At 44.2% G+C, this 25,599-nt stretch carries 18 protein-coding genes, 1 tRNA gene, 1 rRNA gene and 1 other annotated feature; of the genes, 10 read left to right on the top strand and 10 right to left on the bottom strand.

Going from position 1 to position 25,599, the window contains the following annotated elements; translation table 11 throughout:
• Nucleotides 1–57: 57 nt before the first annotated feature.
• The 5 genes from A136_RS11370 to rluD all read right to left on the bottom strand — a co-directional run bounded on the left by A136_RS11370 (nucleotide 58) and on the right by rluD (nucleotide 6,819).
• Nucleotides 58–133: transfer RNA gene (locus tag A136_RS11370), tRNA-Ala, on the bottom strand.
• A 76-nt stretch (nucleotides 134–209) separates the two neighbouring features.
• A 16S ribosomal RNA gene (locus A136_RS11375) occupies nucleotides 210–1,764 on the bottom strand.
• Between the two features lie 621 nt (nucleotides 1,765–2,385).
• Nucleotides 2,386–4,959 (bottom strand): ATP-dependent chaperone ClpB, encoded by a 2,574-nt coding sequence (clpB, locus tag A136_RS11380; RefSeq protein ID WP_017062851.1) that lies wholly within the window; start codon nucleotides 4,957–4,959, stop codon nucleotides 2,386–2,388.
• Between the two features lie 142 nt (nucleotides 4,960–5,101).
• Nucleotides 5,102–5,842, bottom strand: a complete 741-nt coding sequence (gene pgeF, locus A136_RS11385) for a peptidoglycan editing factor PgeF (RefSeq protein WP_017062853.1) — start codon at nucleotides 5,840–5,842, stop codon at nucleotides 5,102–5,104.
• 2 nt (nucleotides 5,843–5,844) lie between these two features.
• Entirely contained in the window at nucleotides 5,845–6,819 is a 975-nt protein-coding gene (gene rluD, locus A136_RS11390) for a 23S rRNA pseudouridine(1911/1915/1917) synthase RluD (protein ID WP_017059364.1), read from the bottom strand.
• A 137-nt stretch (nucleotides 6,820–6,956) separates the two neighbouring features.
• Here rluD and A136_RS11395 point away from each other — a divergent pair, with 137 nt between their 5' ends.
• The 6 genes from A136_RS11395 (at nucleotide 6,957) to yjjX (ending at nucleotide 14,640) form a co-directional block, all read left to right on the top strand.
• Nucleotides 6,957–7,685: an outer membrane protein assembly factor BamD gene (locus A136_RS11395; protein WP_017059363.1), complete on the top strand. Its 729-nt coding sequence runs from the start codon at nucleotides 6,957–6,959 to the stop codon at nucleotides 7,683–7,685.
• Nucleotides 7,686–7,825: 140 nt separating this feature from the next.
• Complete coding sequence (locus A136_RS11400) at nucleotides 7,826–9,250, top strand: lytic transglycosylase F (protein WP_346393666.1); 1,425 nt, start codon at nucleotides 7,826–7,828, stop codon at nucleotides 9,248–9,250.
• 438 nt (nucleotides 9,251–9,688) lie between these two features.
• Nucleotides 9,689–10,024: a ribosome hibernation-promoting factor, HPF/YfiA family gene (gene hpf, locus A136_RS11405; RefSeq protein WP_004735034.1), complete on the top strand. Its 336-nt coding sequence runs from the start codon at nucleotides 9,689–9,691 to the stop codon at nucleotides 10,022–10,024.
• Between the two features lie 110 nt (nucleotides 10,025–10,134).
• Nucleotides 10,135–10,256: a sequence feature (Phe leader region), on the top strand.
• A 12-nt stretch (nucleotides 10,257–10,268) separates the two neighbouring features.
• On the top strand, nucleotides 10,269–11,444 hold the full coding sequence (gene pheA / locus A136_RS11410) for a prephenate dehydratase (protein WP_017059361.1): 1,176 nt from the start codon (nucleotides 10,269–10,271) through the stop codon (nucleotides 11,442–11,444).
• Nucleotides 11,445–11,777: 333 nt separating this feature from the next.
• On the top strand, nucleotides 11,778–14,156 hold the full coding sequence (locus tag A136_RS11415; protein ID WP_017062854.1) for a putative bifunctional diguanylate cyclase/phosphodiesterase: 2,379 nt from the start codon (nucleotides 11,778–11,780) through the stop codon (nucleotides 14,154–14,156).
• Nucleotides 14,119–14,640 carry an inosine/xanthosine triphosphatase gene (gene yjjX / locus A136_RS11420; protein WP_017062855.1) on the top strand — a complete coding sequence of 174 codons (522 nt, stop codon included), beginning with the start codon at nucleotides 14,119–14,121 and terminating at the stop codon, nucleotides 14,638–14,640. The genes A136_RS11415 and yjjX overlap by 38 nt, the downstream gene beginning before the upstream one ends.
• A gap of 128 nt (nucleotides 14,641–14,768) precedes the next feature.
• Here yjjX and trpR read toward each other — a convergent pair whose 3' ends face one another.
• Together trpR and sltY are read right to left on the bottom strand one after the other, a co-directional pair.
• The gene (trpR, locus tag A136_RS11425; RefSeq protein WP_017059358.1) at nucleotides 14,769–15,062 is read right to left on the bottom strand and encodes a trp operon repressor; all 294 of its coding nucleotides are present in this window, start codon (nucleotides 15,060–15,062) and stop codon (nucleotides 14,769–14,771) included.
• A 172-nt stretch (nucleotides 15,063–15,234) separates the two neighbouring features.
• Nucleotides 15,235–17,184: a murein transglycosylase gene (sltY, locus tag A136_RS11430; RefSeq protein WP_017062856.1), complete on the bottom strand. Its 1,950-nt coding sequence runs from the start codon at nucleotides 17,182–17,184 to the stop codon at nucleotides 15,235–15,237.
• 263 nt (nucleotides 17,185–17,447) lie between these two features.
• On the opposite strand from sltY, the gene ettA reads away from it, so the two are divergent.
• From ettA to A136_RS11445, 3 genes are all read left to right on the top strand, one after another.
• Nucleotides 17,448–19,115, top strand: a complete 1,668-nt coding sequence (gene ettA, locus A136_RS11435) for an energy-dependent translational throttle protein EttA (protein WP_017056147.1) — start codon at nucleotides 17,448–17,450, stop codon at nucleotides 19,113–19,115.
• A gap of 90 nt (nucleotides 19,116–19,205) precedes the next feature.
• Nucleotides 19,206–19,574 carry a PilZ domain-containing protein gene (locus tag A136_RS11440; RefSeq protein ID WP_017062857.1) on the top strand — a complete coding sequence of 123 codons (369 nt, stop codon included), beginning with the start codon at nucleotides 19,206–19,208 and terminating at the stop codon, nucleotides 19,572–19,574.
• Nucleotides 19,575–19,623: 49 nt separating this feature from the next.
• Nucleotides 19,624–20,634 (top strand): M23 family metallopeptidase, encoded by a 1,011-nt coding sequence (locus tag A136_RS11445; protein WP_029235086.1) that lies wholly within the window; start codon nucleotides 19,624–19,626, stop codon nucleotides 20,632–20,634.
• 161 nt (nucleotides 20,635–20,795) lie between these two features.
• Here A136_RS11445 and tyrA read toward each other — a convergent pair whose 3' ends face one another.
• The 3 genes from tyrA to nagZ form a co-directional block, all read right to left on the bottom strand.
• Nucleotides 20,796–21,923, bottom strand: a complete 1,128-nt coding sequence (gene tyrA, locus A136_RS11450; RefSeq protein WP_017062859.1) for a bifunctional chorismate mutase/prephenate dehydrogenase — start codon at nucleotides 21,921–21,923, stop codon at nucleotides 20,796–20,798.
• Between the two features lie 117 nt (nucleotides 21,924–22,040).
• Entirely contained in the window at nucleotides 22,041–23,114 is a 1,074-nt protein-coding gene (locus A136_RS11455; RefSeq protein ID WP_017059354.1) for a 3-deoxy-7-phosphoheptulonate synthase, read from the bottom strand.
• A gap of 246 nt (nucleotides 23,115–23,360) precedes the next feature.
• On the bottom strand, nucleotides 23,361–24,350 hold the full coding sequence (gene nagZ, locus A136_RS11460) for a beta-N-acetylhexosaminidase (RefSeq protein WP_017062860.1): 990 nt from the start codon (nucleotides 24,348–24,350) through the stop codon (nucleotides 23,361–23,363).
• Nucleotides 24,351–24,471: 121 nt separating this feature from the next.
• Here nagZ and A136_RS11465 point away from each other — a divergent pair, with 121 nt between their 5' ends.
• Nucleotides 24,472–25,587: an anhydro-N-acetylmuramic acid kinase gene (locus A136_RS11465; RefSeq protein ID WP_017062861.1), complete on the top strand. Its 1,116-nt coding sequence runs from the start codon at nucleotides 24,472–24,474 to the stop codon at nucleotides 25,585–25,587.
• Nucleotides 25,588–25,599: the final 12 nt, after the last annotated feature.

The raw sequence follows: 25,599 nt of genomic DNA on the forward strand, positions 1-25,599 counted from the left end.
AGATATTTCAAAAGAAATAACCATTTTTAAAGATTCTTAAGGAAGAACACTTAAAGATGGTGGAGCTATGCGGGATCGAACCGCAGACCTCCTCGCTGCCAGCGAGGCGCTCTCCCAGCTGAGCTATAGCCCCATCTGGAAAAGTATTTCCTACTCTTAACTTATTAAACCATCAATCTGTGTGGGTACTCATCGTAAATATCTTCGCATAAGGAGGTGATCCAGCCCCAGGTTCCCCTAGGGCTACCTTGTTACGACTTCACCCCAGTCATGAACCACAAAGTGGTGAGCGTCCTCCCCGAAAGGTTAAACTACCCACTTCTTTTGCAGCCCACTCCCATGGTGTGACGGGCGGTGTGTACAAGGCCCGGGAACGTATTCACCGTGACATTCTGATTCACGATTACTAGCGATTCCGACTTCATGGAGTCGAGTTGCAGACTCCAATCCGGACTACGACGCACTTTTTGGGATTCGCTCACTATCGCTAGCTTGCTGCCCTCTGTATGCGCCATTGTAGCACGTGTGTAGCCCTACTCGTAAGGGCCATGATGACTTGACGTCGTCCCCACCTTCCTCCGGTTTATCACCGGCAGTCTCCCTGGAGTTCCCGACATTACTCGCTGGCAAACAAGGATAAGGGTTGCGCTCGTTGCGGGACTTAACCCAACATTTCACAACACGAGCTGACGACAGCCATGCAGCACCTGTCTCAGAGCTCCCGAAGGCACACCTGCGTCTCCGCTGGCTTCTCTGGATGTCAAGAGTAGGTAAGGTTCTTCGCGTTGCATCGAATTAAACCACATGCTCCACCGCTTGTGCGGGCCCCCGTCAATTCATTTGAGTTTTAATCTTGCGACCGTACTCCCCAGGCGGTCTACTTAACGCGTTAGCTCCGAAAGCCACGGCTCAAGGCCACAACCTCCAAGTAGACATCGTTTACGGCGTGGACTACCAGGGTATCTAATCCTGTTTGCTCCCCACGCTTTCGCATCTGAGTGTCAGTATCTGTCCAGGGGGCCGCCTTCGCCACTGGTATTCCTTCAGATCTCTACGCATTTCACCGCTACACCTGAAATTCTACCCCCCTCTACAGTACTCTAGTTCACCAGTTTCAAATGCAGTTCCGAGGTTGAGCCCCGGGCTTTCACATCTGACTTAATGAACCACCTGCATGCGCTTTACGCCCAGTAATTCCGATTAACGCTCGCACCCTCCGTATTACCGCGGCTGCTGGCACGGAGTTAGCCGGTGCTTCTTCTGTTGCTAACGTCAAGATGTGCAGCTATTAACTACACACCCTTCCTCACAACTGAAAGTACTTTACAACCCGAAGGCCTTCTTCATACACGCGGCATGGCTGCATCAGGCTTTCGCCCATTGTGCAATATTCCCCACTGCTGCCTCCCGTAGGAGTCTGGACCGTGTCTCAGTTCCAGTGTGGCTGATCATCCTCTCAGACCAGCTAGGGATCGTCGCCTTGGTGAGCCATTACCTCACCAACTAGCTAATCCCACCTAGGCATATCTTGACGCGAGAGGCCCGAAGGTCCCCCTCTTTGGCCCGTAGGCATTATGCGGTATTAGCCATCGTTTCCAATGGTTATCCCCCACATCAAGGCAATTTCCTAGGCATTACTCACCCGTCCGCCGCTCGACGCCGTTATCGTTCCCCGAAGGTTCAGATAACTCGTTTCCGCTCGACTTGCATGTGTTAGGCCTGCCGCCAGCGTTCAATCTGAGCCATGATCAAACTCTTCAATTTAAAGTTTTGATTACCTAAATTAATAGGTGTGACTCAACGAATACTGACTTCAAAACTAATATTTACCGAAGTAAACATGTAATTCTAAAGCTATTACCCCTCTCTTCTTAAATAAATAGGAACAGAATGGTAATGAATTGACTGTGCCGAATAACTACAAGTAGTTAAACGTATTGGTCACTCAGTTCATTGAAATCAATTTTGATTCCGAAGAATCTGTTTTATCTAACGATAAAACGTTTTGATATTCATCAACGAGTGCCCACACAGATTGATAGGTTTAAATTGTTAAAGAGCTTTACTTGTTGAGCCTTCCTTTTAGTAAGGAGCCTCTCGAAGTGGACGGCCATTCTAGCGGATTAGATTCCAGTGTCAAACACTTTTTCCAGCTAATTTTTCAAAGCATCTTAAATGCTTATCACCGTCTTGTTACTCAGTTCAAACCGCTTGGTTATCCTTGGCAACGGAGGCGCATTATAGAGAGAATAATTCTTTGTACAAGGCTAAAAACGAAAAAAAACCGCCACCGGCGACCGTTCGAACACTATTCACACAAAGCGTTTAAAATAGGTACGATTAAGCCTTAATTTCGGCCAATCGTACCTACCGTTCTTACTTCAACTATTGGTGAGCAATAATGCGGTCGTTGTTTACTAATAGCTGCACTTTCTTATCTGGATTAATTTTTCCTGCCAGTATCGCTTTCGCTAACGGGTTCTCGACACTTTGTTGAATCGCTCTTTTCAAAGGTCGTGCACCATATACTGGATCAAAACCAACTTGAGAAATTAACTTGAGTGCTTTATCCGAAACTTCAAGCTCATAACCATTGTCTTCCATTCTCTTCTTAAGGTGCTCAAGCTGAATAGCGGCTATCGACTGAATGTGCTCTTGACCCAATGGATGGAACACCACGCTTTCATCAACTCGGTTCAAAAACTCAGGACGGAAATGTTTACCTACCACTTCCATCACTTCATTCTTTATTCCTTGGTAGTCGAGCGTATTGAAGTTCTCTTGAATTCTCGAAGAGCCAAGGTTGGATGTCATGATCACTACCGTGTTTCTAAAATCGACTGTACGACCTTGTCCATCAGTTAAGCGTCCATCATCAAGCACCTGCAATAAGATATTGAAAACATCAGGATGCGCTTTCTCTACTTCATCTAGCAAAATCACTGAATAAGGCTTGCGACGCACTGCTTCTGTTAAGTAACCACCTTCTTCATATCCAACGTAACCCGGAGGAGCACCAACCAAACGAGCAACAGAGTGTTTCTCCATAAACTCAGACATGTCGATACGCACCATTGCATCGTCACTATCAAACATGAAGTTCGCGAGTGTTTTACACAACTCCGTTTTACCAACGCCAGTTGGACCAAGGAATAAGAAAGATCCAATCGGCTTGTTTGGATCAGATAAACCTGCACGGCTACGACGAATCGCATTCGATACCACTTCGACTGCTTCCGCTTGGCCAATAACTCGCTTATGTAGAACACCTTCCATGTTAAGAAGCTTCTCTTTCTCGGCTTCTAGCATTTTAGAAACAGGTATGCCTGTTTGCTTCGATAGCACGTCTGCAATTTCTGCATCAGTGACCTTATTACGCAGCAGCGTCATTTCTTGCATTTCAGCTTGAGTCGCAAGATCTAACTGCTTCTCTAATTCTGGGATTCGACCGTATTGCAATTCAGACATTCGGTTAAGATCACCAGCACGTCTCGCAAAATCCATATCCATACGAGCTTGTTCTAGCTCTGACTTGATGTGTTGCGTGCCAGAAAGCGCGGCTTTCTCTGCATTCCACACTTCTTCAAGCTCTGCGAAATCTCGTTCTTTGTCAGAAAGCTCTTCTTGTAATGTTCGAAGGCGTTTTTCACTGGCTTCATCATTTTCATTGGTAAGAGCTTGCTGCTCGATCTTCAATTGAATGATTTTACGCTCGAGCTTATCTAGCGACTCAGGTTTTGAGTCGATCTGCATACGGATACTCGAAGCCGCTTCATCAATCAGATCAATCGCTTTATCCGGCAGTTGACGATCAGAAACGTATCGATGAGATAGTGTTGCTGCAGCCACGATTGCTGGGTCGGTAATTTCTACATGATGATGGAGTTCATAGCGCTCTTTCAAACCACGAAGAATCGCCACCGTGTCTTCAACCGTTGGTTCATCGACAAGCACTTTTTGGAAGCGGCGCTCTAACGCTGGATCTTTCTCTATGTATTGACGGTATTCATCAAGAGTCGTTGCGCCAACACAGTGGAGTTCACCACGAGCCAACGCTGGTTTTAGCATGTTACCGGCATCCATAGAGCCTTCACCTTTACCAGCGCCGACCATAGTATGAATTTCATCGATGAAGAGAATGATATTGCCCTCTTCTTTAGACAATTCATTGAGGACTGACTTCAAACGCTCTTCAAACTCACCACGATATTTAGCGCCAGCTACCAAAGCACCCATGTCTAATGAAAGTACGCGTCGGCCTCTTAAACCTTCTGGCACTTCATTGTTAATAATGCGCTGAGCCAAACCTTCAACGATAGCTGTCTTACCAACACCAGGTTCACCGATAATGACTGGGTTGTTCTTAGTACGACGCTGAAGTACTTGGATAGTACGGCGGATTTCGTCATCTCGGCCAATTACCGGATCCAGCTTGCCTTGCTCCGCTCTTTCAGTCAGATCGATGGTGAACTTCTCTAACGCTTGGCGTCGGTCTTCGGCATTTGGGTCATCAACTTTTTGACCGCCACGAACCTGCTCGATAGCTTGAGATAATTTTTGCTCAGTAAGGCCTAGCTCTTTAAGCAGGTTACCTAAAGGGCCTTTATCTTCAATTGCGGCAAGTAGGAAGACTTCCGAAGAAATGTATGTGTCTTGACGCTTTTGTGCGACCTTGTCACATAGGTTAAACAAAGTACCCATTGCATTCGACAGTTGAACATCACCACCGATACCACTTACTTTCGGTACACGGTCTAATATTTCGCTTAGCTTTGAACGCAACTGAACCACATCAATATTCAACATGGTAAGCAATGGACGAATCGCACTACCATCTTGATTTAATAGCGACACCATTAGGTGTACAGGCTCTATATATTGGTGATCACGACCTAATGCGAGCGACTGAGCATCAGATATCGCAATTTGAAATTTACTAGTGAATCGATCGAGACGCATGCCAACCTTCCTACTCTTAGATATGTTTATCTTATGGTTAGAAGATGGATACGGTAACGCGGATTTTCAAGGGATAGGAATGAAGAATAGAGTTTATATAAAAATATAGTTGTGCTGGATGACTGGTTGCACTAGCTAAAGGTTACTCTAACCAAATAAAAGTAGCTTGGCGTCCAGTAATACCATCACGACGATAAGAATAGAACGCATCGGCATCAGCGAAGGTACATAGATTAGAGTCTGTCACAGAAGTTACACCAACTTTGTTCAGTCGTTGCGTTGCAAGCTGAGACATATTCGCTAGCCATTTGCCCGGTTCAGCTTTGGCTTCAAATGCAAGCTTAGCTTGAGAGTCAAAACTAACGAAAGCTTCCAACACATCATCGCCTACTTCAAAAGCTTGTTTGCCTATTGCAGGACCAAGCCAAGCAATGATCTTATTCTCTGAACCTAAGTTTGAAAACTTTGCGACGGCATTTTCAAGAATGCCACCAGCAAGACCACGCCAACCAGCATGAACTGCAGCAACTTGAGTGCCTTTGGTATCAGTAAGGATTACAGGTAAGCAATCGGCTGTCATCGCAGAACAAACAACATCTTTAGCTGTGGTAAATGCACCGTCAGCATCAAGAATATCTGCCGTAGGGTGTAAAACCGTAACGACATCTGTTGAGTGAGTTTGATGTAGCCATACCGGAGAGGCAGGCATATTAGCGTGTTGCTTGAGCCAGGCTCTGTTGTTTTCAACAAGCGAAGCATCATCCCCAACATGCGTACCTAGGTTTAATCCTTGATACGCACCAGTAGAAAAACCATCAAAACGTGTCGAAGCAAATGCTTTCACGTTTTGAGGTGCATTCCAGTTAGGGATGATCATCGACATGATTAAATGTCGTCTTCCAAGTTTTCGCGCGCATCAACACGTAACGCTTCAGCCATCACGACCATGTCATTTGGCACAGGAGCGTGGAACTCAACTTCTTCACCTGTAATTGGGTGAACAAATTTAAGCATAACAGCGTGTAGCGCTTGGCGATCAAAAGAACGAATCATGGTCGTTAGTTCTTCAGATGCACCTTTTGGAATACGAGCACGGCCACCGTATGCAACGTCACCTAGCAGCGGGTGCTGAAGGTATGACATGTGAACACGGATTTGGTGAGTACGACCCGTTTCTAGGCGTAGACGAATACGAGTATGCTCGCGGAAGTGCTCAGCAACACGGTAGTGAGTTACCGCTGGTTTCCCTAATTCATTTACGTCCATTAGAGTACGCTTAGTTGCGTGACGGCTAATGCCTTTTTCTACCACACCACCAGCGGTCATTTTGCCAATTGCAATTGCTTCATACTCACGAGTAATACGACGCTTAGCAAGCGCACGCACAAGACGAGTTTGAGCTGGAACCGTTTTAGCCACAACCATAAGGCCTGTTGTGTCTTTATCAAGACGGTGCACAATACCTGCACGAGGCACTTCTGCAATCTGTGGGTAATGGAAAAGCAATGCGTTTAGTATGGTTCCATCCGGTGTGCCTGCGCCTGGGTGTACAACCAGATCGCGAGGCTTATTGATAACCAATAAGTCATCATCTTCGTAGACAATGTTTAGAGGAATATCTTGTGCTTCCCAGCGCTCTTCATCTGCAAGTTCAGCTTGCAAGATGATCTCTTCACCGCCCAAAACCTTAACGCGCGGCTTTGTAATAACTTCGCCATCCACTTGGATTTTGCCGTCAAGAAGCCACTCTTTAATGCGAGAGCGAGAAAAATCGGTAAATAGTTCAGCGACAGCTTGGTCTAAACGTTGACCTAACTGGCTGCTTTTTACTGTGTCTGTTAATGTGATCTGCTGAGCCATATCGAACTTTTTTAAAAACCGTGAGACTAATACCCATTAGTATGGATAAAATAGAATAATTGCATCATTGTATCTGTTACTGGTTAGAAAGTAACGGAAGCTTACGAAATATTTAATTCAAGGAATCGACGCCTGACATGAAACACCTTACTTTATCGGGTCTATTAGCCGTATCACTCTTGGTTGGTTGTTCAAGTAGTGAAGAGATAGTGCCAGATGTACCACCATCGGTTCTCTACTCTGACGCTCAAGAATCACTGCAGAGCGGTAGCTGGCTTTCAGCAATAGAAAAGCTAGAAGCCCTAGACTCACGTTACCCATTCGGCGCCTATTCTGAGCAAGTACAGCTCGATCTGATTTACGCTTACTACAAAAATGATGACTTGGCACTTGGCCTCGCTACCATTTCACGTTTCCTACGTTTGAACCCAACGCATGAGAAACAAGACTGGGTTCTTTACATGCGCGGCTTAACGCACATGGCGCAAGACCGAAACTTCATGCACGATATTTTTAATATCGACCGTAGTGACCGAGATCCTGAACCAGTGAAACTTGCGTTTGCTGACTTCAAGCGACTACTCGAACGTTTCCCTAGTAGCCCTTATGCTGAAGATGCACAAAAACGCATGTTCGCACTTAAGAACCGCCTAGCAGAGTATGACTTAGCAACCGCTGATTTCTACCTACGCCGCGAAGCTTGGATTGCTGCGATCAACAGAACGCAAGAGCTGCAAAAAACTTACCCAGACACCATTGCTGCGCGTAAGTCTTTAGATATCCAGCTAAAAGCTTATCAACAACTCGGCCTAGATGACGCTGTGTTAAGAACAGAAAAGTTGATTGAGTTAAACCCACTACCTTAATCAAACCTCTTACATCTCAATCCTAAAAGCGCGCTAATTTACTAGCGCGTTTTTTTTCATCTACATATCGCAAACTTGATGGATCGCATAATACACGGTATCTTCAAAAGATAACTTTTAACAAAACATCAACATGGAGTGTGGATGTGAGTAGGTTGTTATTATTTATCTGGATATCGCTATTTAGCCACTTATCCTACGCATTAGAACTGTCTCCATTAAGCAATAAGCCTTACATGGGTGACTTGGATGTGCTCAAAACCAAAGGAACGGTTAGAGTGCTAGTGTCTGCCGATCTTGGTTTCTATTACATCGAGGATGGCAAGCCAAAAGGCATCGTGGCAGAAATGCTCTACCACTTTGAGAAAAGCCTTCGTAAGAAACATCCCTATCTCAATGTTCAAATCATCCCCGTGCAACGAGATGATCTACTTCCCTCTTTAGAGTCTGGCTATGGTGATGTCGCTGTCGCTAACCTAACGATCACCGATAAACGATTACGAACCATCGATTTTTCGGATCCGATGATTAAAGATGGTAAAGAACTCATTATCACAGGGAAAAAGGCCGAACCTATCACCGAAATCAAGCAATTGAGTGGCAAAGAGGTGTGGATACGAGCAAGCTCGAGTTACTTCGAGAGTGTACAAAGAGTTAATAAGGAGCTTAACGAGCTAGGTTTACCACCACTGCATGTCCACTTTATCGAGGAGTCATTACAAGACTACGAGCTGATAGAACTGGTTAACCAAGGTTATATACAAGGCACAATTCTGGATAACCATAAAGCCAAGCTCTGGATCGATGTAATGGAAAACATTCAAGTCCATAACGACTTACCTTTACGAGAAAATGGTCGTATTGCTTGGGCTTTAAGAAAAGACAGCCCTCAACTGAAGAAAGAGATAAACAAATACGTCAAGACCGCACGAACAGGCACCCTGCTTGGGAATGTCATCTACCAGAAATACATCGACAATACTCGCTGGTTAGGCCGAGCACTCAACCCCAATAAAGTAGACCGAGTAGCTAAACTCTCAGATGTCTTTGAAAAGTATTCGAGCAAGTATGAATTTGATCCTTTGATGATGTCAGCTCAAGGTTTCCAAGAATCAGGACTGGATCAGAGCCGGATTTCTCATCGCGGGGCTATTGGTGTGATGCAGGTATTACCGAGTACCGCCAAAGATAAAAACGTCAACATCAAGAACATCCATAAGGTGGATAACAACATCCATGCGGGTGTGAAGTATATGCGCTTTATCAAAGACCGATATTTTGACGACCCGGCAATATCCCCCGACAATCAAATCTACTTTACCTTGGCTTCTTACAACGCTGGTCCTGCTAAGATCAGAAAGATGAGGAGCATTGCCAAGCAGAAAGGTTACAACCCAAACATCTGGTTTAAAAACGTAGAAATCATCACTCGCAAATACGTGAGTAAAGAACCCGTAACCTATGTTGCCAACATCAATCGTTACTTCGTAATCTATAAACAATTACAAGCTATCAATGCTATCCGAGAGGACGGCACAGCGAGATTACTGAACACTAACGACTAGGATCGCCTCCATCCCAGAGCTGGGGAGCCAAAGGTATTAGGTAAAGCTAAAAAACACAAAAGCCGCATAAGAATACTTATGCGGCTTTTGTTTATCTAATTCTGAAGAAGCTTATGTAGCGACCTATATTACAAGACCTATATTACAAGACCTATATCACAAAACACTATTGAGTAAATTTCAATCAAGTACTTTCCATAGGCTGTAGGACACCCCTAAAAACTGATTTAATTTTTAGCGAAGCCTTGCCTCCAAGTTATCGTTTTTCATAAGGATAACAAGCATTTTTCGCCAAAAAGATACTAAGACTTGCGTAAGATCACATTTGATTTTAATGCTTATCCCACCCAACCAAAACAAGATCTAGATCACATTCTTTATTCCTAAAAGTCGTAATCTGAAGTTAACCCATGAGGGATACAACAGAGGAAAACTTCTATGAAAATGAACATCACTGGTAAAAACATCGACATTACCTCTGCAATCCGTGATCACATAGAAAGCAAATTTAAAAAGCTAGATAAATGGCAAGTAGACATCATTGGCTGCCAAGCGAGCTTTAGCGAAGAACCAAACAAGAAGAAGAAATTTGAAGCGGTACTAACCGTACCAAAAGGCCAACTTGTTGCTTCATCAATCCATGACGACCTCTACGTAGCGATCAACGAAGTAGAACAAAAACTAGAGCGTCAACTCAACAAGCTACGCCATAAACCAGAAGCGCGCCGCGCTGAAAAGCCTGAAATCGAAGAGCTAGAAGCTGAAGTAGAATAAGGAAAGAGAACAGATTAAAAAATAGCGCCTCAGGGCGCTATTTTTTTGCTTGACGCTCGTAGCTCGCTTGCTTATTGTGTTTAAACATTCATAAAACAATCACTTTTTATGTACACTCAATCTTTGTTTATTTTTGACTTCTTTTTTCTTCCGTAAATCGGAGGCTAAGTCGTTTTAGAAAAACAAGTCAAAAACGAACAAGAAGCCTCCCACACTAGGGAGGCTTTTTTATAAGGACACATTTATGACTGACCGCTCAATTTCACTGGATGATATCCGCCTTCGTCTTAATGATTTAGACGACGAACTCCTGAAGTTACTTTCAGAGCGTCGCAAGCTAAGTATCGAAGTCGCTAAAAGCAAAGTAGAGACATCAAAACCAGTTCGTGATGCAGTACGAGAACAACAACTATTAGTTAAGCTGATCAACAACGGCAAAGATAAATACGAACTTGATGCGCAGTACATTACCAAGCTGTTTCACACCATCATCGAAGATTCCGTTTTACTACAACAGTCATACTTACAAAACCTAGCGAACCCGCAAAGCCGTAAACCATTGGCTCGCGTTGCATTCTTAGGTTCTAAGGGATCGTATTCTCACCTTGCGAGCCGCGAATACTTCAGCCGCAAGAATATGGAATTGATTGAGCTGAACTGTAATCACTTCAAAGAAGTCGCATCAACAGTAGAGTCTGGCCATGCCGACTACGGTGTCCTGCCGATTGAGAACACCAGTTCAGGGTCAATTAACGAGGTCTACGACCTGTTACAGCATACGACTCTATACATTGTTGGCGAACTTTCTCAACCGATTGAGCACTGCCTTGTTGCTAAAAGTGATATCCGTTTAGAAGACATCAAAACACTCTACTCGCACCCACAACCTCATCAACAATGCAGTGAGTTCTTGAGCCGCCTTAAGGGTGTCAACCTTGAGTCTTGCGCAAGCACCGCTGATGCAATGAAAAAAGTTAAAGAATTGGGTGGTAATGACGTAGCTGCTATTGGTAATGCATCGAGCGGTAAGCTTTATGGACTACAGCCAATCCAGAGCAATATTGCAAACCAAACAGAGAACCACACTCGTTTCATCGTTGTGGCGCGTAAGCCTGTTGAAGTATCGACTCAAATACCAGCGAAAACAACGCTCATCATGTCGACATCTCAAGAGGCGGGTTCTTTGGTAGAAACACTACTGATCCTGCAACGCTTAGGCATCAACATGACTAAGCTAGAATCTCGTCCTATCATGGGTAACCCTTGGGAAGAGATGTTCTATGTCGATTTAGAGGCGCATCTGGATTCAGATAATATGCAACAAGCGATAACGGAACTAACAGCCATTACTCGCCACCTTAAGGTGTTGGGTTGCTACCCAAGTGAGAACATCAAAGCGACTCAAGTTAAGTTGTCATAGCTGAAAGTGAGTATCAGCTTTTAGCTAACATAAGTATTTGGCCTACAGCAGGCCAAATACTTAAATCACCCTCTAGTCGAGTACTATTCTCGCTAAGAAAACTCACCCTAGCATGCCTGAAACACAATTCACTTGTTTCGCACATTCGGCACGCTTACTCTCTCCACTACTCGAGCCTTTCTAACAAAAACTCATTAGTGGCTTTTTTTATCAATAAAGACAAAACCTTACCCCCTTCACAGGAAATCATCGAACTACGTATAATTAATAGCGAGTAAGCATTAAGTAACATAAACTTATGCGCTTAATTTATAAATAGTGTTGTCATTAACTATGAAGCTAAGTACTAAAATCTTACTACTAATAGCCCCTGTGATACTGATCAGTACCGCGGCTTCTAGCTATATTATTTATTCGACGCAAAAAAGCAGTTTCATCAAACGCGAAGACAACGCACTTCAACTGAACATGGAAAAACTAGCCGGATACTTTCGCCAATCTCGTTCGTTCCTCAATAGCTACTCTTACACCTTGACCCAGAGTGATATGGTGAAGCGTTATTTTCTCACTGATCAAAATCTATCTCGCGATCTTGAACTGGTCAGTAATCTTCGAGAAGCCATTCATTTCCTGCAAGATGACGATGAAAGCTATACAGGTTTAGCGCTTCTTAATGGTGATCGAAAACTGCGTTATTACGCGGATAATAGCAATGACTCACGCACTCAGATTGACAGTAAGATATTGGAGTATGTTGACCTGCACTATCAAGACACCTTAGCAACATCGAGTACCAACTATATTCAAAACTCCCAAGGCGAAGGGATGTTGGTTCACTATGACAAGGTAGATAGAAAAGCGATTTTCCCAACCGTTAACAATCAACCCGACGATGTGTTCTTTGTTGTTGTCTCTGTCTCTCTCGACAAATTTAATGCGCTGAGAAAACAGATAGAGTTCGACTACCAAACCAGTTTGTTCTTCACATCCATAGCGGTTTCTTTGGAAAATGATGTTACTCACTCAGTCAAGCTTGCACCAGAACTGTACGCCACGGTCGATCCGGCGCAATTCCTGTTGGAAAACAAGCTCGATTCAATTTGGAACAAGCTGAGTTTGTCGTTTGCACTGTCTGCGTTTGTAACTGTCGCTCTGCTACTCATGCTTCTGTCTCGCACTGTGATTACTCCAATAACACGGCTCGATCGACAGCTACAGCAAGTCGAAAAAAAACAACGTAAGAACATTGAACGCTTAGGCACTCGTGACGAGCTTGGCCGCCTATCACAGCGTTTTTATGACATGTATCAAGAGCTAGACAACACCTACCAGCAAACCAAGCTCTTGGCCGAAAATGATCAGTTAACTCAAATAGCCAATAGGCATCAGTTTCAAACCTTCGTTCAGCAATCGTTGCCAAAACCGAGTTCGAATACCGAAACCTGGGTTCTCTATTTTGACTTGGACAACTTCAAGTTTGTGAACGACAAATACGGGCATCAAATCGGCGACTCGATTCTGGTTTCTTTTGCTCAGCGTATTTCAGATATTTGTCGTCATTATAAAGAGGAATTCGACGCTCATTGTATGCCAGCCCGACTTTCTGGAGACGAGTTCGTTGTCTACATTAACGCTCCTAGTCACCGAGGAAATGTCGCGCATCGATTCTCGAACGATTTGCTCACTCCACTGCAAAAAGGCTTTGTCACCGAATCAGGCAGCTTTCCGATCACGGTCAGTATTGGTATTGCGACCTACCCTAATGATGGCAACTCAATCGAGAAGCTTCTGTCCAACGCGGATACCGCGATGTACCAAGCCAAGCGTGCCGGTAAAAACCAATTTGCTGACTATTCACGGGATTTAGACAAAGCCATTCAGCGCCAAGCAGATATTGAACGTGCGCTTAGAGGTAAGAATTTTGATGATGAATTCAGGCTCGTTTACATGCCCTACATGGATTCCACCGGGACTGATGTTATTGGCGTTGAGGTGTTATTGCGTTGGAATTCAAAGCAACTTGGTTTGGTTCCACCAGATGAGTTCATTCCAATAGCCGAACAAACCGGGCTGTTTGAACATGTTGACCGCTGGGTAATACAGAATGCGTTTGCTTCATTCCATCGACTTCAGGCTCAATTTGATCACTCAATTCAATTGTCGATCAACCTATCTTCTGCTGGCATTGAAACCACTCATCTTGCGGGTTTCATTAAAGAACACGCGGAGTTAAATCGAATTCCACCAAGCCTAATCGATTTTGAAATCACTGAAACCTTTTACTCAAATTCAGAAGGTTTTCCATTGCTGAACGAACTGGCATGCATGGGCTATCGACTTGCGATTGATGATTTTGGTTCCGGTTACACCTCTATCACTCAACTGGTGCAGTATCCAACTCAGAAAATTAAATTGGATAAAGCGTTTTTGGATACCTTGATTGAGACCAATAACCAGAACATCGTAAAACCGGTTATCGGGTTGTGTCATGCTCAAGGGAAAAAGGTCACCGCCGAAGGGATTGAAACTCAAGGCATGCACCAGTGGTTACAGGATGCACAGTGCGATATGCTGCAAGGCTATTACTTTGGTAAACCCATGCCACTAGAAGAATTGAGTGACTGGTACCGACAACATCAACTCAATCTAATCGACAACAAAAAGAATCCGACACATGAAATCTGTAATCATCGCATCGCTGAACCCAGCTAAAATCAACGCCGTTAAAAGTGCGTTCTTATCTGCTTTTCCTGATACTGAATTTGATTTCCAAGGCATCAGCGTCCCTAGTGGTGTCGCCGATCAACCGATGAGCAATGATGAAACCTATCAAGGTGCCGTGAATCGAGTTCACAACGCAACTCAAGCTCAGCCTGATGCAGACTTCTATGTTGGTCTAGAAGCGGGAATAGAAACAAACGTCACCTTTGCCTGGATGGTGATCGAAACGAATGGCCAACGTGGCGAGTCTCGTTCAGCAAGTCTGATGCTGCCACCAGCCGTGCTTGAGAAACTAGAGCATGCAAACGAGTTAGGGGATGTGATGGATGAAGTGTTTGGTACCGACAATATCAAACAGAAAGGTGGTGCCATTGGCCTACTGACACATAACCAATTGTCACGCAGTTCGGTCTATCATCAAGCTTTAATTTTGGCTCTGATCCCATTTGTGAATCCTGAACACTTTCCTATTTAGTATTTGAGGCTTCCTTAAACTTCAAAAGATTCCAAGAACAATCTTCAGAAACAAAAAACGCTAACATCCAGTTAGCGTTTTTTATCGAATTCGTATTCATACTATTGCGTGATAGCTTAATTCCATTATTACTTTAGCAATAGGTCGGCGATCACGACTTTCTCTTGCTCAGATTTGGCCTTTAGCTCATTTGAGCCTCTGGTTATCGTCGCTACGCCTACGCCCAGCATTTGACTCACCTGTCGTTGAGACATATCGCCTTTCATCAGCTCACAAAAGATATTAATTCGAGCAACCAGAGCATCTCGCTCGTCTGGTGTCATCATCATAGTCAACAACAGCTCGTGCTGATCTTTTTCGACAGCCGTCTTTACCAAGTCCATCAGTTGTTGCCAATTATCATATTCAGGTTGTGATGCCATATCTCTACACTTACTTTTAAATTCTGACTTTAAAGAGTCGCTTAACGATTGAAAGCGTTTAACACTTTATACCGAAACACTTGATGCGATCCAATGTAAAAAGGCAGTAAGTGGAAATGGTTAGCACTCACTGCCTTTATTCTTACTCAGTTTCGGGCCAAATGCCGAAGGCTTAGTATTTCGTTTTTGCCTCATGGGGCGCTAAAAACGTCCCTTTCTCACCCAAGATATCTCGATAGTAGGTCTCAAACATCAAGATATTCTGAACGTAGCCACGTGTCTCTTTGAATGGGATCATTTCGATAAATGCAAAGGCATCGAGCTTTTCATCGCTGCGTGAACGCCACTGTTTCACACGGCTAGGTCCAGCATTATAAGCCGCAAACGCAAAGATACGGTTGTCATCATATTGAGCGAGTAAACCATCTAAGTAGTGACTGCCAATCTCAATGTTTTTGCCGACATCATAAAGATCATCGCTGCCCTGATACTTAATCTTATGTTTGTTCGCTATGTATTGCGCCGTCTTGGGCATAATTTGCATAATGCCACGCGCGCCAACTGGAGAGCGAGCTTCTGAATCCATCGCACTCTCTTGTCTTGCTAAAGACATCAAAGTGATTGGATCGAGATCGTGCTTTTCAGCGTAGAAGTTAAACCACCACTTATGAGCAACAGGGAAGCGCAGCGCAATGTTATCCCACATCTTCGCAGAGATACTCGCTGTTACGGTAAAGTGATTCCAACGCTGTGTCGCAGCGTAAGCGGCAAGCATCTCTTTTTGCTCTTTATCTGCATTGGTCAGTAACCAGCGCCATTCACTTTTCGCTGCCGCAATTTTGTCTCGGTCAATCAGTTCACCAATACGCACCAAAGAGGTGTCGAATGGCTTCACTGTTTCAGCATTGTATTTAAGTGTCGATGTTGGATATTGAACTGGCTTACCTAACTGCTTAGCCGCAGCCACACTGTAGAAATTACGCTGACCCAAGATATCTGACAGTCGCTTATTGCCTTTGTCAGTATCGCCCGTCGCGATTTCAGCTCTGCCCTGCCAATATTGCCAACGAAGCGAAGCCTGATGTTTATCATCCAAGCGCGCTATCCACTCTTTCAAACCCGTCCAATCGGCATGTTGAATTGCTAAGCGAGCACGTCGTTCCAGCAGAACTTGCTTTGATGAACTCGCGAGCATTTTGTCGCGCCACACCATTAACTCTTCAGAGTCGGTGTTGATCAGACGAAACGTTAGGTAATCAGCGAGATCTTGAGATTTCTCTTTCGAAAACTTCTGAGCCTTGATGACATCATCAAACACCTTTTGAGCACTGCTTGATGATTTCCTTGCTAGCTTCTCGAAAGCAAACTCGGTTTGAGCTTGGTAGAATTCATTCGCTGGATGTTTTTTAGCAAACGCGAGTACATTTTCAGGCTTGTTGTACAACGCCTTCATCTGCTTCGCTTGATCAATTGACTCATCATGATCCAATTGCTTAATCAGATAGCTCATTAACTTACCGTTACGGCCCTCGAACGCTAGCAGCATTCTATCCAGAATCAGCTCATCAGTTCTTAGCCCAGCTTGATCCCAGCTTTTAAATAAAGGGTCACAAGCGTCATCAACACCACTACCACTCAACCAAAGTTGTTTAGCTCCTTTAAAGGCAAGCTCTTGGTTACCTTGCTCGTAATGCGCTCGATAATAAATACATTGGTATTTTTCACCGACAGGCTCTTTGGTTTGAAACTCAAGGATCGTCTTCCACTGTTTTTGAGAAGCCAATGAGTCCAAATAAGGTGCGCGCATTCGATTGGATAAAGGCAATGCCTTGTTCTCTTCAATGAAAGCATCGACCTCAGCAGGTGTGCGATCACCTAAGCCAATCAGAAAGGCCCGATAATCGGTGTAAGGTGTTAAAGGGTATGTTTGAATTTTGTTACGCAGCGCGGAGTAAGCTTTTAGATCACGGCTGTCTAAAACCTCTTGCGCTTTGTCATAAACGTCACGCTGCATTTCAAGCTCGGATGCATTGCTAGCCATAGCGACCGGAGCCAGTGAAACCGAAGACAAAATTGCCGATGCAGCCACAGCAATTTTCGTATTACCAATGCGGAAAAACATTCGCTCTTTCCTTAGTGCGTGTATGAATACGTGAAGTCTATTTACGCCCGACATCACATCAAATGTAAAGGATTTGAGTGTAAATATTATTAATATTTAACACTTCGCCTCAGAAGCCCATTAAATATAGTTTTAATGACCAATGTGACAATAATAGGTAAGGATTAGTTCAAGAGTGGCTTTTCTGCCCTAGGAGTAACATCTTTGAGGATATTGGTATAAAATAGCAGACAATTTTGAACAATAATTAGGATCGATCGGCAATGGCTGAATACGTATATACCATGTCTCGGGTGAGCAAAACTGTTCCACCTAAGCGTCAAATTCTTAAAGACATTTCTCTTAGCTTTTTTCCTGGCGCTAAAATCGGTGTTTTGGGTCTAAATGGTTCAGGTAAATCTACCCTACTACGTATCATGGCTGGTATTGATACTGATATTGATGGTGAAGCACGTGCACAACAAGGCCTTAAAGTAGGTTATCTACCACAAGAGCCTGTGCTAGACGAATCAAAAACTGTTCGTGAAATCGTAGAAGAAGCGGTTTCTGACGTTGCTGACGCACTTAAGCGTATTGATGCGGTTTACGCAGCTTACGCAGAACCAGATGCAGACTTCGATGCACTGGCAAAAGAGCAAGGCGAACTAGAAGCTCTGATTCAAGCAAAAGACGGTCACAACTTAGAGACTGCTCTAGAGCGTGCTGCTGATGCACTTCGTCTTCCTGAGTGGGATGCGAAAATTGAATTCCTATCAGGTGGTGAGCGTCGTCGTGTTGCTATCTGTCGTCTACTTCTTGAAAAGCCAGACATGCTGCTTCTTGATGAACCAACCAACCACTTGGATGCAGAATCAGTAGCATGGCTTGAGCACTTCCTTGTTGATTACAGTGGTACTGTTGTGGCGATTACCCACGACCGTTACTTCCTAGACAACGCAGCTGGCTGGATTCTAGAACTTGACCGTGGTGAAGGTATCCCATGGGAAGGTAACTACACGTCTTGGCTAGAGCAAAAAGACGAGCGTCTTAAGCAAGAAAAAGCGGGCGAAAGCGCACGTCAAAAGACAATCGAGAAAGAACTTGAATGGGTTCGTCAAAACCCTAAAGGCCGTCAAGCTAAGTCTAAAGCTCGTATGGCTCGTTTTGAAGAATTGACAACTGGCCAATACCAGAAGCGTAACGAAACCAACGAACTGTTCATCCCGCCAGGTGAGCGTCTAGGTGATAAAGTTCTTGAAGTGAACAACCTGACTAAATCGTTTGGTGATCGCGTTCTTATCGACGACCTATCGTTCAGCATGCCTAAGGGCGCAATCGTCGGTATCGTTGGTGCCAACGGTGCAGGTAAATCAACACTATTCAAGATGCTAAGCGGTGCAGAACAGCCAGATTCAGGTACAGTTGAACTAGGCGAAACCGTTAAGCTTGCTTCTGTTGATCAGTTCCGTGACAGCATGGACGACACTAAGACAGTATTCCAAGAGATCTCTGAAGGCGCTGATATCATTAAGATCAACAACTTCGAAATCCCTGCGCGTGCTTACTGTTCTCGTTTCAACTTTAAAGGCAACGACCAACAGAAGATCATCGGTGAGCTTTCTGGTGGTGAACGTAACCGTGTTCACTTAGCGAAACTGCTAAAAGCGGGCGGTAACGTACTGCTACTCGATGAGCCTACCAACGACCTTGACGTTGAAACGCTACGTGCTCTTGAAGAAGCACTGCTTGAATTCCCGGGCTGTGCAATGGTTATCTCGCATGACCGTTGGTTCCTTGACCGTATTGCGACCCATATCTTAGACTACCGTGATGAAGGTCAAGTTAACTTCTACGAAGGTAACTATACTGAGTACACTGAGTGGCTTAAGCAGACTCTAGGCGCACAAGCGGCAGAGCCGCACCGTATCAAGTACAAGCGTATAGCTAAGTAAATAAGCTTGTATTTTGAACAAAGGCCGCGATAATAGCGGCCTTTGATATATCTGGCTTACGTGTAATGCATCGATATAGAGAGATTACTTATGGTTGAAAGACGTCAATTTTCACGAGTTATTTATCAAGTCCCTACTGAGATCTCACAAGGACAAGTAAATATATCAGGCTCAGTGCAAGACTTATCACTCCATGGTTTACTCATTCAATGCAATGAATCAAAACAACTTAGCCATGATGTCCCTGTTCAAGTGAGCTTTAAGCTCGAAAACAGTGATATCAATATTCAGTTAGAAGCAACGATAGTCTCTACCATCAATACCTCAATGCGTTTACGCATAGAGCATTTAGATATTGATAGTATCAGCCACCTTAAGCGACTTGTGGAGCTTAATGTTGGCGACGATGAACTGCTTTATAGAGAGATTGAACACCTTACCGACTTAGGTAGTAAGTGACATCTCCATTACCCTTTTTCTATTAGAAGCATTTAGTTAATACAGAACCATGTCTAAAAAACTATCCATTACTATTCCCTCCAGTCAGGGGGAACAGACGTTTTACTTCGGCCGTAAAGCCGTGCTCATTTGCACTACTGCCATTTTTTCAGTACCGCTATTGATTGGCGGAGCGGCGTACATGCACTTCGAGAGTAAACAAGAACTCGCACTGCAAGCGGGTGATGCCCAACAGTTGATTGAAACACTGATTGTTGAAAAAGAACAAACAGAATTTCTTTATGCTGAGCAAGTAGAAACCAACCATTCGCTATCGCAAACACTGACCGAGAAAGAAGGCACGATTCAGCTACTTGGTAAGCGTGTATTCGATGTGGAATCAGTACTGGGTCTTGCTGATGAAGATCTGCTTACCGATGATATTTCTTTAGAAGATCGCATTGATGCGGCTGCAGTCGATTCAGCAGTAAGAGCCACAATGTTCCGCTTGATTCCAAACGACAGTCCGATGGCTTATCAACGTATATCTTCTTCTTATGGTAGCCGCACTAACCCTATTTCAGGGAAACGCCATGTACATACTGGTATCGATCTAACGTGTAAGCGTGGTGAAGATATTGTCGCGCCCGCAGATGGAGTCATTGAAACGGTACGCCCAAGTAAAAAAGGCTTCGGCAACTTTATTACTATGCGTCACTCGTTTGGTTTCATGAGTTCTTATGCGCACCTACAGAAGTTCAAGGTACGTAGCGGTCAGTTTGTGAGTAAAGGCGATGTGATTGCGAGCTGTGGTAACTCAGGTAACTCAACCGGCCCACACTTGCATTATGAAGTACGCTTCCTTGGTCGTTCATTGAACCCTCAATACTTGATGGATTGGACACCGGAAAACTTCAACTACGTGTTCGAGAAAGAGAAAAAGGTTAAGTGGGGCCCACTAGTTCAGCTGATTGATAATGTGGTTCGCTTGCAGATCAACCTGACTAACGTGCCTTACATTAGCTCGACCATCGACACCGTATCGAGTGAAGATAGCAAAAAACCTATCACGACTAACTAGTTGTTAATGGCTAACTAGTTGTTAATAGCTAAGACCTGTTGATTTGGCCTATGATGATCTAATTGCTTTTAGTCTACTGTAGGCAAAATGCTTTCATAGCGTTCAGCACAAACAAAAAGAGCGACCAGATGGTCGCTCTTTTTTATGATTTCAAATCAGTATTAACCACGATGAATCGAGTCATGTGCTTGTTTTAGAAGACTTTGGCTCTCTTGCAAGAATTGTTGTGAGTAGTCACCAAACCAATCACTCACTTGGTTGAAGCTCTCAACAAACTTAGCCTTATCTTTGCCATCTAGGATTTCTAACGCTTCTCCGAAACAGCTATGGAAGCGTCGAATCATCTCTATATTCTCATCCGAAGACAGAATGATATCACCGTACAAGTTCGGGTCTTGAGCAAATAGACGACCAACCATCGCAATCTCAAGTCGGTAGATTGGTGAGCTTAGCTTCAGAAGCTGATCAATATTCGGGTTCTCTTTACTCAGGTGTAAGCCGTAAGCAAAAGAGGTGAAGTGACGAAGTGCTTGAATCAAGGTCATGCCGTGATCGTGTTCAGCTGCATCCATCTGGCAAAGGCTCGCGCCCCAAATACCAAATTGATTCAGTAGCCATTGGTAGCTCTCAGAACCACGACCATCACTGTAAACAATCACCTGCTTAGCAAGGCTTGGAACATCAGGACCAAACATTGGGTGCAATCCAACCACTGGGCCTTGGTGCATGTTCATCATTGCTTGCAGCGGTTTAGATTTAATTGACGTCAAATCACATAGAATACAATCACTTGGTAGATTACCTAGCTTCGCAATCACACCTTCAGTTAAGTGAATTGGAACAGTCACAACCACAAGTCCTGCATTATCCAAGATTTCATCGGCTGTATCCCAATCTTGGCTGCCAAGGACTTTCACTTCGTAGCCAGACAGTTTGAACATACGACCAAACAAGCCACCAAGTTGACCATTACCACCAACGATCACCACTGAACGTAACTCTGGGTTAAGACACTTAAAGCCAGAATCTTTCTCACTGGCATAAGACTCACGCATAGTACGACGCAAAATATCTTCGATTAACTGTGGTGGAACCCCTATTTTCTCGGCTTCTTGACGACGAGATGCCAGCATCGCAGCTTCACGTTCTGGTACATAAATAGGTAAACCATGTTCACTTTTTACTTCGCCTACTTTCTCTACTAGAGCAAGGCGTTGAGCCAGTAAATCCAACATTTGTTTATCGACAGCATCGATTTGGTCGCGTAATTCGTTCAGTTCAACGGCCATTTTATTCCTTACTAATCTATAAGCCCGTGCCAATCTATCAGCCCACAATCACGTAGGTTCGCTAGCAACAGATCTTAAAATGCCTCATTAGATGAGGCACTTAAATTTAAACTCTGACTAACCTTTCAAGCGGTTCTCTAAGAACGGGACTAATTCCGTATGTGCATGTTTTAATAGTGCCTCAGTTGAATCCCAATTGATACACGCGTCGGTAATAGAAACGCCGTATTTCATCTCATTGAGAGGTATATCCGAAGATTGGTTTCCTTCGTTAATATGGCTTTCAATCATCAGGCCGATAATCGACTTGTTGCCTTCACGAATTTGGTGAATCACATCTTCTGCAACTAAAGGTTGGCGACGGAAATCTTTACGAGAGTTCGCGTGGCTACAGTCGACCATTAACGCTGCCTCTAAACCAGATTTACCCAGCTCTTGCTCACATTCGTGTACCGATACTGAATCGTAGTTCGTCTGCTTACCGCCACGTAAAATCACGTGACCATTTGGGTTACCTTGCGTTGTTAGTAGTGCAACCTGACCTTCGCGGCTGATACCCATGAAACGGTGGCTAGAAGAAGCCGCCTGCATTGCGTTGATTGCAGTGCCTAGGTTGCCATCGGTGCCGTTTTTAAAACCGATCGGCATTGAAAGACCACTTGCCATCTCACGGTGAGTTTGAGATTCAGTCGTACGAGCGCCAATAGCCGCCCAGCTGAAGGTATCTGCTAGGTATTGCGGGCTAATTGGGTCTAATGCTTCAGTCGCTAGTGGGATTTCCATCTCAGCGAGTTCAACAAGTAGTTCACGACCAACATGCAGACCATGCTCAATATCGAAAGTGCCGTCTAGATGTGGGTCATTGATCAAACCTTTCCAACCGACAGTGGTACGAGGTTTCTCAAAGTAAACACGCATAACAATATACAGTTGATCGCTAAGTTGCTCAGATAAGGCTTTTAGGCGTTTCGCGTACTCTTTCGCAGCTTCAATGTCATGGATAGAACATGGGCCACATACAACAAGCATGCGATGATCTTTCTTATGAATGATGTTTGCGATAGTTTGACGAGACTCTTGAATGAAACGACGAGCATTATCACTCAAAGGCAGTTTTGCTTTTAACTCCTCAGGAGTAATCAGTACCTGTTCGTCGATGATATTGACATTGCTTAATTCACTTTTCTGCATAACTCAACCTGTATATTTATTTTTACACCCAACATTTCCATTTGGGCTAACAATCTTTAAAAACACAATAACAGCTAAAAAAACGATTGCAAGTGTAAACAATAAAAAACATTAACTGTAAATTTTATCTTACACATTGAATTTAGCTCACTCTAAGAGATAAATAGGTTTAAACCATGGATCACACATACAAAAAAGGCGATATTTATCATATCGCCTTATCTAAAATTATTATGTGTTTATTTATCACTCACTGCCTAGCATTCGCTTAATCGTCTCTGAGGTCTCTTTCCACCTAGCATCCGAGTGAAGTGTCGACAAATCAAAGCTGTGTTTTTTAAGCAATGAGTTGGCTAAAGGCACCTCTTGAATCGCTAAGTTATCCAGAGCTTCAATTTGTGCATCTCGTTTATTACACATCAACACCATGTCACAACCTGCATTCAAGGCCGCTTTCGCTCTGTCGGCTGGTCCACCCATTATGGCAGCGCCTTCCATCGTTAAATCATCAGAGAACACCAAGCCTTTAAACCCAAGCTGCTGCTTCAATACTTTCTGCAGCCAATACTGTGAACCGCTCGCAGGTTGATCATCATAGTGAGAGAAAACCACGTGAGCTGGCATCATGGCATCCAATATTCCAGCTTCAATTTGCGCCTTGAAGATTGCCATGTCTGTTTCAAAGATGTCGTCTCTAGGGTCATATGGCGTCTCTAAGTGTGAGTCAGCAATCACGCCACCGTGTCCAGGGAAGTGCTTGCCTGTCGTCGCCATGCCAACCGACTTCATGCCTTTGATGAAAGCGCTGCTATGACGAACAATAGTATCAATATCTTCGCCAAACGCTCGGCTACCAATCGCTTTACAGTCATGGCCTTTGTCTAATACTGGCGCAAAGCTCAGATCGATATCGTGGGCAATCAATTCTGCCGCCATCAGCCAGCCAGCCTGTTCTGCTAAATGTTCACCGTTATTCTTAGTCGCAAATTCCTGAGCAGCAGGAATAATTGAAAAGCCGTCACGAAAACGCTGAACTCGACCACCTTCTTGGTCAACACCAATCAAAATAGGACGTTTCGCTACCTTACGAATTTCTTTGTTTAACGCCGATAACTGTTTGCTATCGTGGTAGTTTCGAGCAAATAAGATGAGACCACCAACAGTTGGGTGATCTAAAATTTCTCTGTCTTCAGCTGTCAGCTCGTAGCCTGCAACATCAACCCACAACGGTCCCATATTTATCCCTTATTAAACCTAATTTCATAAACTTCCCGAGATTATTCTCTTTAAATTTGCTTTACAATGTTTTTAAACCAATCTGTGGAAGACTTTAAGAATGCAGTGCAAGAGCTTAGAAATGGATCATAAAGAACTGTATATCGGTGTGATGTCAGGGACGAGTATGGACGGTGTTGATACTGCCTTAGTGTCGATTGAAGATACGCGCATCACATTGCTTGCTCATGATGAGTTCCCAATGCCTGACGACCTCAAAGCGCGTCTGCTTGAAGTTTGTATTGGTCAGAAAACCGATTTGATTGCCATTGGCGAACTCGACCACCAGCTTGGCCATCTGTTTGGCGATGCGGTTTTGCAACTTCTCGAAAAGTCAGGCACACCAGCACCTTCTGTAACTGCGATAGGTAATCATGGTCAAACAGTGTTCCACCAGCCAACAGGCGATTCGCCATTTACCATGCAGTTGGGTGATGCCAACATCATTGCCGCTAAAACACAGATTCAAACGGTTGCCGATTTCAGGCGTAAAGACATGGCATTAGGCGGACAAGGTGCGCCATTAGTCCCTGCCTTCCACCATACTATTTTCCAGCCACAAGACAGCTCAGTTGTGGTGTTGAATATTGGTGGTATCTCGAATATTTCAGTGCTGCGCCCTAATCAGCCAACACTTGGTTATGATACTGGCCCGGGCAATATGTTGATGGACGCTTGGGTTGATAAACACACGGGCGATAAGTTTGACCGTGATGCCCAATTTGCGCTTAAAGGTCAGCTCAATCAAGCCTTTCTCGAACAGTTGTTAAATGAATCTTATCTATCTCAAATACCACCGAAAAGTACTGGTAGAGAACTGTTTAATCTACCGTGGCTAGAGCAACAATTAACAGAATTTAAAGGTCTTGCAGCAGAAGATGTTCAGCGCACACTTTGTGAATACACCGCATTGACGATAGCCAATGAAGTGGAGACTTATCGCTTGGGTGACCAGCCTGCACTGTATGTGTGTGGCGGTGGTACACGAAATCCATTGTTGATGAAGAGGCTGTCTGAACTGCTTCCAAGTTGGGAGGTTGACTCAACCACCAGTAAAGGCGTGGACGCCGATTACATGGAAGCGATGGCTTTTGCGTGGCTTGCTCAACGTCATATTCATCAACTGCCAAGCAATTTACCAGAAGTGACTGGCGCAAGCAGAGCGGCCTCTCTAGGCGTTCTCTATCGTGCTGACTAAACAACTTTAGAA

This window comes from Vibrio crassostreae 9ZC13 (assembly GCF_000272045.2).
Classification (GTDB): Bacteria; Pseudomonadota; Gammaproteobacteria; order Enterobacterales; family Vibrionaceae; genus Vibrio; species Vibrio crassostreae_C.

Coding starts and splice junctions, on each gene's coding strand:
- clpB (WP_017062851.1), bottom strand. CDS start 4,959: ATGCGTCTCGATCGATTCACTAGTAAATTTCAAATTGCGATATCTGAT.
- pgeF (WP_017062853.1), bottom strand. CDS start 5,842: ATGTCGATGATCATCCCTAACTGGAATGCACCTCAAAACGTGAAAGCA.
- rluD (WP_017059364.1), bottom strand. CDS start 6,819: ATGGCTCAGCAGATCACATTAACAGACACAGTAAAAAGCAGCCAGTTA.
- A136_RS11395 (WP_017059363.1), top strand. CDS start 6,957: ATGAAACACCTTACTTTATCGGGTCTATTAGCCGTATCACTCTTGGTT.
- hpf (WP_004735034.1), top strand. CDS start 9,689: ATGAAAATGAACATCACTGGTAAAAACATCGACATTACCTCTGCAATC.
- pheA (WP_017059361.1), top strand. CDS start 10,269: ATGACTGACCGCTCAATTTCACTGGATGATATCCGCCTTCGTCTTAAT.
- A136_RS11415 (WP_017062854.1), top strand. CDS start 11,778: ATGAAGCTAAGTACTAAAATCTTACTACTAATAGCCCCTGTGATACTG.
- yjjX (WP_017062855.1), top strand. CDS start 14,119: ATGAAATCTGTAATCATCGCATCGCTGAACCCAGCTAAAATCAACGCC.
- trpR (WP_017059358.1), bottom strand. CDS start 15,062: ATGGCATCACAACCTGAATATGATAATTGGCAACAACTGATGGACTTG.
- sltY (WP_017062856.1), bottom strand. CDS start 17,184: ATGTTTTTCCGCATTGGTAATACGAAAATTGCTGTGGCTGCATCGGCA.
- ettA (WP_017056147.1), top strand. CDS start 17,448: ATGGCTGAATACGTATATACCATGTCTCGGGTGAGCAAAACTGTTCCA.
- A136_RS11440 (WP_017062857.1), top strand. CDS start 19,206: ATGGTTGAAAGACGTCAATTTTCACGAGTTATTTATCAAGTCCCTACT.
- A136_RS11445 (WP_029235086.1), top strand. CDS start 19,624: ATGTCTAAAAAACTATCCATTACTATTCCCTCCAGTCAGGGGGAACAG.
- tyrA (WP_017062859.1), bottom strand. CDS start 21,923: ATGGCCGTTGAACTGAACGAATTACGCGACCAAATCGATGCTGTCGAT.
- A136_RS11455 (WP_017059354.1), bottom strand. CDS start 23,114: ATGCAGAAAAGTGAATTAAGCAATGTCAATATCATCGACGAACAGGTA.
- nagZ (WP_017062860.1), bottom strand. CDS start 24,350: ATGGGACCGTTGTGGGTTGATGTTGCAGGCTACGAGCTGACAGCTGAA.
- A136_RS11465 (WP_017062861.1), top strand. CDS start 24,472: ATGGATCATAAAGAACTGTATATCGGTGTGATGTCAGGGACGAGTATG.